This window comes from Microvirga zambiensis WSM3693 (assembly GCF_016735695.1).
Lineage (GTDB): Bacteria > Pseudomonadota > Alphaproteobacteria > Rhizobiales > Beijerinckiaceae > Microvirga > Microvirga zambiensis.
This window is the reverse complement of sequence record NZ_JAERQD010000098.1, coordinates 1-14,228: the sequence shown is the minus strand read 5'-3', so window position 1 is coordinate 14,228 and position 14,228 is coordinate 1. Positions and strand designations below refer to the sequence as shown.

Annotated in this window: 15 protein-coding genes and 2 pseudogenes; 11 read left to right on the top strand and 6 right to left on the bottom strand. The window is 60.6% G+C overall.

The annotated features are described in order from the left end of the window. The first annotated feature begins 1,191 nt into the window (after positions 1-1,191). Together JKL46_RS32080 and JKL46_RS32075 are read left to right on the top strand one after the other, a co-directional pair. Complete coding sequence (locus JKL46_RS32080; protein WP_201842284.1) at positions 1,192-1,626, top strand: hypothetical protein; 435 nt, start codon at positions 1,192-1,194, stop codon at positions 1,624-1,626. Beyond that, a pseudogene (locus tag JKL46_RS32075) lies at positions 1,604-1,813 on the top strand (hypothetical protein); the annotation flags it as partial. The gene JKL46_RS32080 and the pseudogene JKL46_RS32075, both read left to right, overlap by 23 nt. 64 nt (positions 1,814-1,877) lie before the next feature. Here JKL46_RS32075 and JKL46_RS32070 read toward each other — a convergent pair. After that, positions 1,878-2,159, bottom strand: a complete 282-nt coding sequence (locus JKL46_RS32070) for a hypothetical protein (RefSeq protein WP_201842282.1) — start codon at positions 2,157-2,159, stop codon at positions 1,878-1,880. A 795-nt stretch (positions 2,160-2,954) separates the two neighbouring features. Between JKL46_RS32070 and minD the strand changes: the two genes are divergently transcribed. The 4 genes from minD (at position 2,955) to JKL46_RS32050 (ending at position 6,445) form a co-directional block, all read left to right on the top strand. Beyond that, entirely contained in the window at positions 2,955-3,815 is an 861-nt protein-coding gene (gene minD / locus JKL46_RS32065) for a septum site-determining protein MinD (RefSeq protein ID WP_201842280.1), read from the top strand. Positions 3,816-4,948: 1,133 nt separating this feature from the next. Next, on the top strand, positions 4,949-5,152 hold the full coding sequence (locus tag JKL46_RS32060) for a hypothetical protein (RefSeq protein ID WP_201842277.1): 204 nt from the start codon (positions 4,949-4,951) through the stop codon (positions 5,150-5,152). Between the two features lie 99 nt (positions 5,153-5,251). Continuing rightward, on the top strand, positions 5,252-5,599 hold the full coding sequence (locus tag JKL46_RS32055; protein ID WP_201842275.1) for a hypothetical protein: 348 nt from the start codon (positions 5,252-5,254) through the stop codon (positions 5,597-5,599). Between the two features lie 417 nt (positions 5,600-6,016). After that, entirely contained in the window at positions 6,017-6,445 is a 429-nt protein-coding gene (locus JKL46_RS32050) for a response regulator (RefSeq protein WP_201842273.1), read from the top strand. A 67-nt stretch (positions 6,446-6,512) separates the two neighbouring features. Here JKL46_RS32050 and JKL46_RS32045 read toward each other — a convergent pair whose 3' ends face one another. From JKL46_RS32045 to JKL46_RS32035, 3 genes are all read right to left on the bottom strand, one after another. After that, positions 6,513-6,650: a hypothetical protein gene (locus JKL46_RS32045; RefSeq protein WP_201842271.1), complete on the bottom strand. Its 138-nt coding sequence runs from the start codon at positions 6,648-6,650 to the stop codon at positions 6,513-6,515. A 128-nt stretch (positions 6,651-6,778) separates the two neighbouring features. Continuing rightward, on the bottom strand, positions 6,779-7,048 hold the full coding sequence (locus JKL46_RS32040) for a DUF6894 family protein (protein WP_201842269.1): 270 nt from the start codon (positions 7,046-7,048) through the stop codon (positions 6,779-6,781). Positions 7,049-7,399: 351 nt separating this feature from the next. Continuing rightward, positions 7,400-8,176, bottom strand: coding sequence for a MetQ/NlpA family ABC transporter substrate-binding protein (locus JKL46_RS32035; protein ID WP_201842267.1), 777 nt, complete (start codon positions 8,174-8,176; stop codon positions 7,400-7,402). Between the two features lie 271 nt (positions 8,177-8,447). Between JKL46_RS32035 and JKL46_RS32030 the strand changes: the two are divergent. The 3 genes and pseudogenes from JKL46_RS32030 to JKL46_RS32020 all read left to right on the top strand — a co-directional run bounded on the left by JKL46_RS32030 (position 8,448) and on the right by JKL46_RS32020 (position 10,737). After that, a pseudogene (locus tag JKL46_RS32030) lies at positions 8,448-9,832 on the top strand (LLM class flavin-dependent oxidoreductase). A gap of 32 nt (positions 9,833-9,864) precedes the next feature. Beyond that, positions 9,865-10,371, top strand: a complete 507-nt coding sequence (locus tag JKL46_RS32025; RefSeq protein WP_201842265.1) for a flavin reductase family protein — start codon at positions 9,865-9,867, stop codon at positions 10,369-10,371. Between the two features lie 183 nt (positions 10,372-10,554). After that, positions 10,555-10,737 (top strand): hypothetical protein, encoded by a 183-nt coding sequence (locus JKL46_RS32020; protein WP_246529681.1) that lies wholly within the window; start codon positions 10,555-10,557, stop codon positions 10,735-10,737. Positions 10,738-11,097: 360 nt separating this feature from the next. Here JKL46_RS32020 and JKL46_RS32015 read toward each other — a convergent pair whose 3' ends face one another. Both JKL46_RS32015 and JKL46_RS32010 read right to left on the bottom strand, forming a co-directional pair. Beyond that, positions 11,098-11,532, bottom strand: a complete 435-nt coding sequence (locus tag JKL46_RS32015; protein WP_201842261.1) for a hypothetical protein — start codon at positions 11,530-11,532, stop codon at positions 11,098-11,100. A gap of 101 nt (positions 11,533-11,633) precedes the next feature. Beyond that, positions 11,634-11,852 (bottom strand): dodecin, encoded by a 219-nt coding sequence (locus tag JKL46_RS32010; RefSeq protein WP_201842259.1) that lies wholly within the window; start codon positions 11,850-11,852, stop codon positions 11,634-11,636. A 203-nt stretch (positions 11,853-12,055) separates the two neighbouring features. Between JKL46_RS32010 and JKL46_RS32005 the strand changes: the two genes are divergently transcribed. Next, the gene (locus JKL46_RS32005) at positions 12,056-12,517 is read left to right on the top strand and encodes a MarR family winged helix-turn-helix transcriptional regulator (RefSeq protein ID WP_201842257.1); all 462 of its coding nucleotides are present in this window, start codon (positions 12,056-12,058) and stop codon (positions 12,515-12,517) included. After that, positions 12,514-13,824, top strand: a complete 1,311-nt coding sequence (locus JKL46_RS32000; protein ID WP_201842255.1) for a multidrug effflux MFS transporter — start codon at positions 12,514-12,516, stop codon at positions 13,822-13,824. The genes JKL46_RS32005 and JKL46_RS32000 overlap by 4 nt, the downstream gene beginning before the upstream one ends. Positions 13,825-14,228: the final 404 nt, after the last annotated feature.

The following is a 14,228-nucleotide window of genomic DNA, read 5'->3' as shown; positions in this document are numbered from 1 at the left end:
ATTTTGAGCTCGTGCTGCCATGACCGGAACGGGTGCCCTTTGTCGTTTGGGTGCGAGGGCCTGGGGAGCCGGGCCGGGCTTGTGCTCTCGGTCTGCACATCCGACAAAGGATGGAGAAACCTCGCGTCATGTTAGCGGCGAATTCAGCGGCTGTGCTCGGTCGGGAACATCTCCAAATGGCAGTCCGAGAAATAGCTTGAACGTCCGCTCAAGACCGAGTGACAAGACCGTCCGGAGGCGGTAGATGCTGGGCACGGAATCCCAGAGCGAACTCTCGCGAGGCAGTTGTCGACGACCGCGGTCTACCTCTGCTGCATTCAGGCTCGAAGGATTTGACGAATGCTCGAGGCAGCGGATGACAATTCAGCGGATCATGCAGGCGGCGGGCTCTAGGTCGAACATCCGGCTTGAAGGAAACAACCGACCGAGGAGGGACGCCTCAGGGGCAGAAGTAACCTCGTGCGCTGTCCGAAATGCATCGCGCCCCGTTCGGGAGTATGATTCCGCCTGTTCCGTCGGGTGGAATATAGGCCCCGGTGGAGATCGTGAACCCGCCGTTCGGATCGGCAGGCACGGTCGAGCCGTCCGGCAGAGTGAACCTGCCATCCCTGTAGGTAATGTGCCGGGTGTATCCTGGCGGAAGGGCCGCCGGGATGGCGGCCGGGGGCACGGGAGGTGCTGCCTGTGTCGACCCGAGATTGGCTGGCGGAACGGGCTGGGATGGCGACTCGCTTGACGAAACGCAGCCTGACAGGACGATGCCCATCAGCACAATTGCCGGCACGCGCATCGAATTCCTCCATTCGATCAGCATTGGCCTTCATGCCAAAGATAGCTGAGCCGATCCCGATCTGAAGCAGATAATGATCTGCTCCCATGTTGGCGTCGATGCCTGTCGCTTGTCTGGCATTGAAATCGTCGCGCCAGCATTCGGGGGCACCCTGGATCGTGTCCGCCGGATCCTCGGCAGCCGACAGACCATCGGCGTCCGCTAGGGCGGCCATGCCCAAGCGTGCTGTCGCCATGATCCCACAGCGTGCTCCCGTTGAGCGGCTGCGTAGTCGAGGCATCGGTCACGCGATCTTCCCCCATTTGTAATCCGCCACAACGTGGTTTCCTGCCATGCGAGCGTTATTGTTGGTTTGAGTGCATCGCACGGTTCTCGGTAAGCCTCCGATGAGGATCGCCAAGGTGACTTCAGCGCGTCTCGCGGCCGTCTTGACCGCCGGCACAGCGCTGTTCGGCGATCCTGCCGAAGCCGCACGACTTCATTGCAGCACGCTCTCGCACGTCAGGTCCAATGCCGAGGGGAGAATTGAAGAGGCCGATCCGGCCGAGCCGTTTGCCCTGTCCTGGCAGAGCTTCGACTTCGACACCTCGACCCTGATCCTCACCAATGCGCTCCCTGATGGCGCAACATTCTCGCAGAAACTGCAGAAAGGGCTTCTCAGCACGAGCGAGTTCGTCGGCTTCTTCCGGATCGGCGCCTCGCCCATCGGGATGCTCCACATCAGCCTGTCGAGCGCACCCATGACCTTCAGCCTCTACCGGATCCGGGACTTTCTCTCTGGCGAATGCCGGCCGCTGGAAGAACAACCGAGCGATCCAGACAACACTGTGCGTTGAGCGCGGCATGATCACCCAAGCGTTCGACTACGCTCAGGAATTCAAGAGCCTCGACTTGAACGCGGTCATCAAGGACCTGCATGCGCTGATGACGGAGACCCAGGACTGGTGGCCCGCCAACTTCGGCCACTATGGCGGGCTGATGATCCGCATGGCGTGGCACAGCGCGGGAACATACCGCTCCACTCCGGCGGTTGTGAAGTGATGCATCCAGTACGAACGCAATGGGACTCAGCGGCTCCAGCGCACAGTCACGCGGCTCGTGCCTGGATGCGCCCCTGCAAGCGTTCAAGTTGCGCAACACAGGGCATGCGCCGCTCCCGATGATGCTCCTGCAGCCTTCGGATCGTCGCCCGCTTGAACAGCTCGTCCACAGAGCTCTTCCTCACGGTCTCCATGTCGCTCTCGTACGCGAAGTCAATCGCGGCGAGCGTCGCCCGGAGCGATAGCTGCAAAGATTGAAGCTCGGATGATTGCATATGGCTGATGCCATCTCCTATGCGCACAGAATAGTGTGTCGTGTTGGCAGGCATATGCCTCCTCCAGTTGCTCTGGGTCACAGGCGGCGCGCGTTGCTGGCGCAGATAGAAACTCCGAGACTCGGCCAACCATCCGCTGAGGAAGGAGTCTCAGCCTCCGCCATATCGGCAGGCTGATCGGAAAAGGCCGACCATTCCAGGGCTCGTCTCAGTCCTGGTCCATGGCTCCTGTCGAACGGCAGCGGTCATGAGCGATCCTCGCTGAAACCTTCCGCTGGACGCGAGGACAGGCCAGATGCGTGTGGTCCAGGAAAGTGGGGCCGATCGGAATGGATCTCGTCACACCATTTAAGGCGGCGTGTCAGCTCGTCAAAAAACCACCGCTTGATCCGTCGTTGGGAAGACCGTGTCATGACTGTCTCCGAGTTGCCAGAACATTGAACGGTTTGGGTAAGTCGAGGTGTCGATCTCGACCGACTGTTGGCAGTCAGATCGAGCATGCTCGCAGACGCAGAACGCGGCGTCCGTTTTTCGATCAGGGGCGATACATCTCCAAAGCAGAACGAGACGGTCGATTCACATCCCGTCTGCTTTGGAGGCCGAAGCCGATCCCTGAGCCGGATCTGCCCGCACATGCTCACCGCAATATGGTTAACAGATCGCTAACAGGCGCTTGCTGGCGATCGTTAACTTCCTGGTAACCATCTCGAGCGCGGAATGGGCATGCCTGCGAGGGGCGAAAGGCCGCAACGGCTCCAGTCCGCTTCCTTTTTGCTGACGACCTCTCAGTCACGCGTATGCCTGCGTCGGTGCCGTGCCCTTCACGGTCTCTCTGGAGAAATGCCAGCGATGAAAAAACCAAGGCCAAAGGCTACCAAGGCAAAGACTAAGGTCCGACAGGGCAGGGTGCTCGTGGTGACCTCCGGCAAGGGCGGAGTCGGCAAAACGACCTCGACGGCGGCGCTTGGGGCAGCGCTGGCACAGGCCGGACAGAAGGTGGTGGTCGTCGACTTCGATGTCGGCCTGCGCAATCTCGACCTGGTCATGGGCGCCGAGCGGCGCGTGGTCTTTGACCTCATCAACGTCATCAAGGGCGAGGCCAAGCTCGCGCAGGCCCTTATTCGCGACAAGCGCCTTGATACGCTTGCTCTTTTGCCTGCCTCGCAGAGCCAGGACAAGGATAGCCTGACCGAGGATGGGGTCGCACGCGTCATCGCGGAGTTGCGGGCGCAGTTCGACTGGGTGATCTGCGACAGTCCCGCGGGAATCGAAAAGGGAGCCACCCTGGCGATGCGGCATGCCGATGTGGCGGTCGTGGTCGTCAACCCGGAGGTATCCTCGATCCGCGACGCCGACCGCATCATTGGCATGCTCGATGCCAAAACAGCCAAGGCCGAGCAGGGACGCCGCATCGACAAGCATTTGCTTCTCACCCGCTATGATCCTGTTCGCGCTCGGCGTGGCGAAATCATGAAGGTGGAGGACGTGCTGGAAATCCTGTCCGTTCCGCTGCTGGGCATCGTCCCGGAGAGTGGAGATGTGTTGCGCAGCTCTAACGTTGGAGCCCCGGTGACCGTGGGCAGCCCTGGTAGCGCAGCGGCTCAAGCCTATCTTGAGGCGGCGCGGAGACTGACTGGCACGGATAGTGTTATCGTCGCAGCCGATAGGCCGAGCCTGATCAGCCGGTGGTTCAATCGGACAGCCGCATAAGCCACATCAACGTCGCAGAGGCGCTTGTCCTCCTGTCCTCGGCGCAGGTTCAAAGGCTCGCGGCGCCGATCCTTCGTGCTGCATCATGGACGCACTCTCCGGTTGCTTCTCTGTGAGCTACGGTTCGCCATCGAAGAGGTTGACGACGCCGTCGAAAGCAGCCCAAGTGGCGTTCTCAAGCGCCTCGTCCCCCGAGCCGGATGGCGGCATAACCGACCAGTGAGTGCAGCCTCTCTGGCCCAGACGCGCCTCAAGAGCGCCGGCAATTGCAACGCTGGTTCTCGACAAGGCCTAAGGGCCTATCCTCCGGGCTTCAGGACCGGTGCCTGCTCCGGTCCCTGTCGCTTTCTGTCGCCAGCCTGAAAGACCATGGTACCACCTTGTTTCGTAGGCACTGCTTGCGCCGGACGTGGTGGCACCTGCGGCGGAGTTGGAGGCAAGCTCCGGATGGAGCCTGTTTGTGATACGCCGCTCTGCGACAGACGTGCCGGGGATGAACTTCCATCGACCGGCCGCCGGTCCACAGGTTCCTTCAACTGAGCCTGAGTTCGGCCCTGGGCAAGACGAGCGATCTCAGCCTGGGCGGAATTGAGCTGGTCGCGCAACCGAGCAACTTCCACGGATGCAACTTGGGATCGGTCCCTCTCCAGCAACAGCTGTTTTTGGCTGTCCTGGAGTGTGGCAACCCACTCCTGCAACTGACGTTCGGTTTCAGCTGCGGATTGGCTCGAGACCGCAAGCATGCCCCATCCTGCAGCGGCCCCCACTCCGAGAACAACGGTCACAGCTCGCTGCCAGTCGCCGAGCAACGATGCCAAGGTTCGGAACATGGGAACTCCTGCAATAACGAAACGGCAATTTCTGAGGCAATTGCCTCTATGGGTCAGAATGGACGGGCCGACATGCTCATCACACTGGTCTTGAAGATACTGGAGGATAAGATTGTTTGGTGATTGAATCATTAAGAGCATTGGGCGCGACGCGATTAGGGTCGCTTCTCGCGGTGTTGCTTGTGCCGCCGGCAGGCCAGAGGCCCAAAGTTCACCACGTATCGTCGCCAGCATCAAATCAGTGACGTCTTATCAAAATCATAGTCACGCCATCGCACAATCAGGCGAACGATCGACAGCACAATGCTCGATGGCAACATTGCTGATCTGGACAACAAGAAGCTGTGCCCCTCTATCCACATGCCCTGTCGGGCCTCGTTCTTGACGCTGATCCTATCTGATGTGAAGTTCGAGCAACTGCGGGACATCAACCGAGCCAATACCGGAGCAGATGGGGTCGAGTTTGAGACCGCCAACCTGCCATCCTGGTATGTGCCCTGGATATGAGTGCATAGCCTGACTGCAGTCAGGATCAAAGCATCTTTGGACCGCTGCGGTCATCTTCACTGTCTACCAGTGCAACATCGACCAGATGGAGCAAGCGGCATGACACCGGAGCGCTTTGCCCTGATGCAGCAACTGCTGAACAACGCGAAACTCGATTGGACCGATAGCAACATCGAGTATCTGCGTGAGCCGGTCGATTTCACTCCGCGCTATCCCAAGAACAGCGTCGTGGTGGATCTGCCGCGGATTAGTAAGATCGCTTTCACCCTGCATAAGGACTGCGTCGCAATGTTCGACGGCTCTGGCCACCCGCTGACACCCTCGTTCATGATTGCCTGGGTTGAAGCGGAAGGCTACGTGATCCAGGCGTCCGCCTTTGATGACGATGGGGATGGCGTGGCGCAAGGTATGATCGGCTGCCCAAGCCCGAAGCGCCGGAATCGGTGATCAGATGTCACCTTGAAGTCACTGCGATGCCCGACCTTCCTTTGCAGACCATGCGAACTGCAGACCAGATGGTGCGGTGTAGCATTAGCTCAAGCTGGGTGCGGCGAAAGAGCCATGGACTGGCCGGATGGGTTTCTTGTAAAGCCACCGGGAGAGGCGCATCGTTGTCGACCGGTTGCCCAACCGTACTCCCGGCCAGGCCCAGGATACGTAATCCCTCTCATCATTGGACTTGGTCGGGTGCATAACCAGCGAGTTGGTGAGGGCCATCAGACGCGGACGCGGTGTTGCCCTGATCGAGAAACCGGCTCCGGCTTTACGCTTTGCTGACCATACCGGGGACTTGCCACCTCCTGCCCTGAACGCCGGCCACAATCGGCCGTTAATCACCCGGATGCGTTCAGTGAGGTTGCTTACATGACACCGATCCTGTCCCCATGGACCCGCTCCGAGCCGAAGAACCAAGCCCCGAAGTCCCTGCGCCAGCGCGTTCTCGTCGTCGAGGACGAATTGATCATCGGCGAGATTGCGGCTGAAGTCCTGACGGACGCGGGCTACGAGGTCTTGACGGCCGCCAGCGCGGAGGAGGCCGAGATCATCCTAAGGGATGTGTCGGTAGATGTCCTGTTCACCGATATCAATCTGGGTGGCCAGGACGGCTTTGAGCTGGCAAAATCTGCCGTGTCTCTCCAACCGTTCGTGTCGGTTGTCTTAACCTCGGGCCGTTCACGGATCTGCCACGGGATGTGCGAGAAAGCGGGAGTGCCTTTTCTCCCTAAGCCTTACCGCCTCACGGAGATGGTGGAGGCGATTGACCGAGTAGCGAAGGCAGTCGCGGCACAGTAACAGATCCGTCGGCGTCGGCGACCTCAGTTTGCATCGCGACCGCCAAGTCTTTGATGGGCAGTTCTCACTACCGCTGGGCGATGGCCAGTGGCGGGGACCACAAGGGCCGCAGAAGCGGCTCGGCCACGAGCCCGCCCATCAGGGCGAGCGACACCAGGATAGGGCCTGCGCGTCCCCACAGCGCAGCACGATCCTTCCGGCTCATCGGGAACCCTCCGTGCGTCACACATCGCAGACAACGGAGCGGGCCGATAATTGGTTGCCAATATGCCAAGGCGTTCCTCCCCACCTGCGCCGGTTGATCAAGCGCACTTTTGGAAGACGTCCTGAGGCTTACGCGCTCCAGGAATGCGGGCTCTGAAAGGACGAGCCGTGCCGCTCGATCCGCATCGACGCCGTCACCGTGGCGACGCGCTGTTTCTGCTCGTCCCGCACCTCGATGATGACATCGCTGAAATCGCCTCTTGCCAGCCGGCTTGTACCGATTTCAGCCGCCGAGCGGGCTGCCGCCTGCACGGCGACCTCCAAGCTGTCGAACTCGGCGCCCTCGTCATCGCGCACGGGCGGCTTCCCGGTCTGGACATCGAAATAGTAACGGGCCACCGCACGCTCCTGTTGGTCAGCCCCCGTTAGGTCTTGACCTGCAATGGGCGGGCATTCGACACCGCAAAGCGCCCTGGCTGAAAGTGCTGTCTCGAAATCTCACAGCCAGGGCGTCAGCGGAGAGGAAGCTCTCCACTCACCTCAATGCCGCCGACGGATGGCGCCAGAGTGTCTGTTCGGGCTGATACGCCACGCGCCCGATACCCGCATCTTGCCGGAGCCATGGTAAACAATGTGTATGCGATGGATTCGGCTATTGTCGCGTGCCCTCCTGTCAGAGGACATCACGAATAGAGCCAGAGCAGCAGCCAAAGCTCCGATCAAGATTCGGTTCGCCGGAGGCGGGCTGACCTACCAGCCTGCAATGACAGCGCCCTTGAAACGGGTCTCAATGAACTCTTTCACGTTAGGGGACTGGAACGCCGCCACCAGCTGCTTGACCCAGGGCTTGTCAGCGTCCTGACTACGCACGACGACCTCGCAGATGTAGCGGGATTGCGCCCCTTCCCTGACAAGCGAATCCAACGGATTCAGCCCTGCCTGAAGGGCATAGTTGGTGTTCACGGCAGCGGCATGAACGTCATCGAGTACGCGCGCCAGCTGCGCTGCCTCGAGCTCGATGAACTTGATATTCTTCGGGTTCTCGACCACATCGATCGGAGTAGCCTTGAAGCCGGCGTCGGGGCGCAGCTTGATCAGCCCTGTCGTTTCCAGGAGCAGGAGTGTGCGTGCCTCGTTGCTGGGGTCGTTCGGGATCGCGATGGTCGCACCTGCCGGAATGTCATTCACAGTTTTGTAGCGCTTGGAATAGAAGGCGATTGGAACCAGCACCGTCTTGCCGACAGGCACGAGGTCATAGCCCCGGGCATCGAGCTGGGCTTGCAGGAAGGGCCGGTGCTGATAGGAGTTGGCGTGCAGGTCTCCGGCTGCGAGCGCCGCATTCGGTCCCACGAAGTCGCTGAACTCAACCGACTCGATGGTCAGCCCATCACGAGCCGCATTCGTCTTGGCGACATCGAGCACTTCCGCAAAGGGGCCTGCGGTGACCCCGACTTTGATCGTTTCGGCGTGGGCACCTGCGATGCCAAGCAGGGATAGGTACGACACGGCAAGCAGACGTCGCAGCATGGAAATTCCTCTAGAGTTGATCGTCTGCACCAAAGGGCAGGGCGTTCGGCACAGTCTGAGCAGGCGCCCGTTCTCTGTCAAGGACTCGTTCGCCATAAAGAACGATCGCGCGCCGGTTTAGGGAAATCCTAGCTGTTACGGGACAAGCTTGGCGGCAAAAATCCCAGAAGACCGGGATTTCCCCGGCGGACGGGGGTTGGCAATTTCCGGGTGCGTTCTATAGAACGTACGACGCCAGAAGCGCGTCAGGACCAGTCCAACAGGGATCCCAATGACAAAGCAGATCCGCCTCAATGCCTTCGACATGAACTGTGTCGGCCATATCCAACACGGCCTGTGGACCCACCCGCGCGACCGCTCCACCGCCTACAATACGATCGAGTACTGGCAAAACCTGGCCAGGACCGCGGAGCGTGGCCTGTTTGACGGGATCTTCCTGGCCGACATTGTCGGCGTCTACGACGTCTACAAGGGCAGCCCGGCCCCCTCGCTGGAGAATGCCGTGCAGGTGCCGGTCAACGATCCGATGCTCGTGGTGCCTGTGATGGCCGCAGCGACCAAGCACATCGGCTTCGGCATCACGGCCAATCTCACCTACGAGGCGCCTTACCTCTTTGCCCGCCGCATGTCGACGCTCGACCACCTCACCGGGGGCCGGGTCGGCTGGAACATCGTGACCGGCTATCTCGACAGCGCAGCCCGAGCCATGGGCTTCACGGCCCAGCGGGAGCATGACGACCGCTACGATGTCGCCGACGAATTCATGGAAGTGGTGTACAAGCTCTGGGAGGGCAGTTGGGAAGGCGATGCGGTCGTGCGTGACCGGGAGCGACGCCTTTATGCCCGCCCCGACAAGGTGCACCGGATTCAGCATGCCGGTCGTCACTACAATGTCGATGCCATCCATCTGTCGGAACCCTCGCCACAGCGGACCCCAGTGCTCTATCAGGCCGGTGCCTCGGCGCGCGGCAAGGACTTTGCCGCCAACCATGCGGAGTGCATCTTCCTCTACGACCGAACAAGGAGCAGACCCGCAAGGCGGTCGAGGACGTGCGACAGCGGGCCGCCAAGCTGGGGCGGGATCCAAACGGCGTCCAGTTCTTCCTCGGGCGCGCCATCGTGACCGGACGCACCCGCAAGGAAGCTGAGGAAAAGTACGAGGAGTACTTGAAGTATGCGAGCGCGGAAGGCGCGCTGGCGCACTTCTCGAGCACCGTCGGCATCGACTTCTCCCAGTACGATCTCGATGAGCCGCTCACGTACCAGAAGACGGACGCGATGGCGTCGATGCTCGAGGCGTTCACCCGCGACAGCTCGCAGGTTTGGACCTTGCGCAAGATCTTCGACAAGGGGCTGGGAGCCCGCAACCCGCCCTTGATCGGCTCCGCCGAGGAGATCGCCGACGAGCTCCAGTCCTGGGTCGAGGAAGCCGGCGTCGACGGCTTCAACATCAGCCGCGTGGTGACCCCCGAAACGCTGGAAGACTTCGTCGATCTCGTCGTGCCGATCCTGCAGGAGCGCGGCATCTACAAGCGGGAGTATGCCGAGGGCACGCTACGCGAGAAGCTGTTTGGCCAAGGGCAGTCGCTCTTGCCTGACACGCACCCCGGCGCTTCCTATCGCAACCTCGGCGAGAAGCTCGATGCGGCTGAGTAGCAGCTGCGGCACAACGGCAGCGTGAGCGATCGATGGTCCCCTCTGACGAGTTCAAGCAGGCCATGCGCCACTTAGCCGGAGGCGTTGCTGTCATCGCGACAGAGCATGAAGGGCGCCGGGCGGGCCTTTCCGCCACGGCGGTCTGCTCGGTCTCGGCCGATCCGCCGACGCTTCTGATCTGTATCAACTCTGGGGCGAGCGCGCATGACCCGATCCGCGAGAGTGGGCGGTTCTCGGTCAATCTGCTGGCGAGCGAGCAGAACGACATTGCACGTCGGTTCTCGGGCGAGACGGGGATCAAGGGAGAGGAGCGGTTCGGACTTGGGAGCTGGATGCCTCTGGTGACCGGTGCGCCGGTTCTCAAGAGTGCGCTGGCCGGGATCGATTGCCGTGTGACAGAGGTCGTGCAGATGGCGACGCACAGCGTGTTCTTTGGTGTTGTAGTGGGGGTGACGTCCAGGGCTGCTGCGTCTCCTTTGATCTATGCCCATGGAACTTACGGAACGTTCTCGCCGGATGGGGCAGGCTTGTGGTGGTGAGCCGAACTGCAGTTCGATGAGCGCTCCACATGGTGGCCTCAAGACAACCGGACCGCCGGCGAGTCCAATGACTGAGAGCAACGTTTCCCAGGCAACCGACGTCATTGGGCAATGCGGCGATCAGATCCGTCTCACGCCTATGATCTCCTGCTGCATGATGAGCTGATTGGGAGCGTCGTTCGAATGAAGACCAAGCAGGGAGCGACGTCGTACGCCGAGCTGCTCGAGGATCCGCCACAAACTGAGAGGCCGGCACCCTTCGGCGAGATCGAGCACGACTTTCCAGGCCCGGAGGCGCTGCGTGGGTGCCTTGGCGATCCGGAGCCGAAGACCAACAATCGGCATGGCAATGCCTGGGAGCTGTGAGTCTTCTGCGACGGAACGCCCGATTGTGGTCGCTTGCGGCTGCAGGCCATAAGCTCGCCAACCTTCTTCAAGGATTCAGGGCTGCAGGGACGTCGCTGGGACCGCACCTCTGCCCCGAATAGAACCCGCCTGGTGCAAGCCAGGCGGGTTTTCTTATGCCCGTTCTTCGCCGCAAGCGGATGGAGTTGCGACACGCCAGGCAGCGTTGCACATCATTGACAGTCGATGTTCACCAATGTCTCACCGTCTCTGCGGTATGCGGAGGGTGTCGAACCCAGCGCGTCTACCCTTAAGGAGAGCGAAATTCACATGAGCTGCATCCTTGCCAGCGCCAGCAACCGCAGTATGTGGTGAAGCCGCCTATGACCGGGCAGCCCTGGTGTAGATCTTCACGAATTCCGCCGTCAGAGCACGTTGCATTTCATCACTCAGCGGTCTGGGATTGGCTCTGTCCCACGCCCGCTGACTCCGTTGGATGAACCGCTTTCGCTTGCCCTTGATGTCCTGAGGAAGATGTGTTGCCAAAGGCTCAAAGTCGCGACGCAACTGGGCCTCTGTTCTCTTCCGGTAGGGAAGGGCAGCCTCCGCAGCGAGCGCTGCAGCTATGTCGTCTGGGGTCGGGTCGGGATGGCGGTCCTTCGCATCCTCCTCGATCTGACTGAACGCTCTTTGCTGGGCTTCATAGTGCTCTTTCAACCCGGGGGCATGTTCGAGCAAATAGACCTCGCGAGCCTCATCCCAATCTTCTTGCCGCCCGTTGGCGAGAGTTGCCCGTTTGCCGGGATGGATCAGCATCGATGAAGGTCCCTCGGTTGTGCCGTGGATGTCTGTATCACGGATCTCAGCATTGCCAAGCCACTGCTCGGTCCAGCAGATGAAGGTGTGTTGTACCTCGATTACGAAGCCTCGTCTTCAAGAGTAAAGCCGGCTTTGAGGGCGACCTGATAATGTCGAACCTCGCCGTTCTCGATGTGACCGCGGGTCTGGACCACCTCGAACCAGTGCAGATTTCTCAGTGTCTGACTGGCCCGCTTGATCGCGGTCTGAATGGCGTCCTCAATGCTGGTCTCAGATGAACCAACAAGTTCCACCACCTTGTAGACATGACCCGACATCGCGTGCTCCTGCTTATCAACCCGGCGGCATATAGCGCGTAACCTACTGACTGCTAGTAATTCACTCCAGACCTCATTCCAAAGTGGCCGGATCTGCTCGTTGGCCATCAAAACGTTCCAGTGCCCTGATCATACCGTCGGCGCAGGTCAGGATTGTGCAATGGCGGTCTTCCCAAACTAGTAAGCGCTTCAGATAATAAGGCATGCTTACTAATCGCCCTGAAGAAACCTTTGGCCTGCTGTTGGCTGACGGCGCACGGCTGTTGCGCCTTCGGATTGATCGAGCACTCGAGGAAGCTGGTCTGGGACTGACACCCGGCGAAGCCCGGACCTTGGCCTATGTCGCCCTCTCTCCGGCCTCCCGTCAGACAGCACTCGCGGCTCAAATGAATGTCGAGCCCATGACGCTTGTTGCCTTTCTCGACAGACTGGAAAGTCGGCACCTTGTGGTGCGGGAACAGGATCCAACGGATCGGCGCGCCAAAATCGTGCGGCTTGCCCCTGAGGCACAACCGATCCTTGAGCGGGTTCATGGTGTCACGAGGAAAGTTCAGGAGCGGGCTCTGCAGAATTTCCGTCCTGAAGAGGTTGAGATGCTCCAAGCCCTGCTGAAGCGCATGCGGGCGAACATTACTGCTAGCGAGCCGGGGAGGGGGCAGGAATGAAGCCCCTCATGTCCGAGACCCGCACCGCCGTGATCGGGGCGCTCATCGTGGCCCTCGGCTCTGTCAGCATGGCGCTCTACACACCAGCGATGCCCACCCTCGTCGAGGTGCTGCAAACCACACCGGCAGCGATCAAGATGTCGTTGTCAGTCTATCTGTTTGGCTTTGCCTTTGCCCAGTTGGTCTGCGGGCCCCTCTCTGATGCCTTTGGCCGGCGTCCGATCGCCCTCGGCTTCTTCTCCATCTATGTCGTGGGCAGTGTCATCGCCGTCTTTTCGCCCTCGATCATCTGGCTCCTGATTGGGCGGGCCCTCCAGGGCGTCGGCGTCGCCGCGGGAGTGGCTATCTCACGAGCGATCGTGCGCGACCAGTTCACCGGTCAGAGCTCGGCGCGCATCATGAACCTGATTGGTTTGATGCTCGCGGTGGGACCAGCGGTCTCGCCGATTATCGGTGGCATGCTCCTGAGCACCCTCGGCTGGCATTCGATCTTTCTCGTCATGGTTGCCTACGGCATCGTCGCCTTGCTGGTGATGGCGGTTTGGTGCGTTGAGACCAATTCCGCCCCTGATCCCACGCAGGCCTATCCGGGACAGGTCCTGCAGAACTACGCGATGCTCCTCAGGGACAAAGGCTTCATGCAGGGAAGCCTTGTCCTGGGATGCGCTGTCGGCGCGTTCTATACCATGGCGGTCGTCCTGCCCTTCGTCCTGATGGAGAAGATCGGCCTGACACCAACCCAGTTCGGTCTCGTGATGCTGGCGCAGCCCTGCTTCTATGCCCTCGGGGCAGCAATCACGGGTCGGCTGCTGCGGCGGATTGACGTCATGCGTCTGGTTCCGGTCGGGCTGATCCTCATTGCGGTTTCAGCCATCGGGTTTGGCATTGGCCTGCGCCTTCTGCCGCTCTCCTTGTCTACGGCCATGGGCCCTGTTCTGATCTGGGCCTTCGGCAGCGCGCTGGTGATCCCGGGCGCCACCACGGCAGCGCTGGCAGGCTTTCCGAAGGTTGCGGGTGCAGCGTCGGCCCTCGCCGGCTTTCTGCAGATTGGCGTTGGCCTTGCTGGAACTGCGGTTGCGGCACTGCTCTTCAGCGATCCCCTGACGGCGCTGGCGACGGTGATGCCGAGCATGGCTCTGCTCGCGATGCTGGCGCACTTTGCTCTTGCCTCAAAGCGCAAAATCCGATCGTTCGCTGTCGCCCCGGAGGAACTGGAAACGGCAGTCGATCCGGCGGGAGCCGTAGGCGCTGGCGGCGAGGAGATAGAAAAGGCAGTGCACCGGGCAGACGGTGATGCAAATCTCTGACGAATAACTTCTGTCCTCCGAAGTTCTGTTTTCGAGGATGTGGTAGCAACAATCATCGTTACTCATCGCTCGCCGAAGGACTATATCGCCAAGAAGTACGGGAAGTTCTTTGCGCCAGTCTGGTGACGGAAGGAGGATCAGACTGGCGTCAGATTGACATGCAAATGCGATGTGGTGTTCTCGCAGAGGTGGACGGCATCTCTGTTTCAGACAGCCTGTTATTAGTTGCCAGTGCTCCGCTGAGCAAGGACACCGGATTCGCCATTAACGGTTTGCTGACTATACCGGGGACTTGCCGGATCGTGTCTTGAACGCCTGCCACAATCAGCCGTTAACCACGCGGATGTGTTCAGTGAGGTTGCGTACATGACACCGATCCTGTCCCCATGGACCCGCCCCGAGCC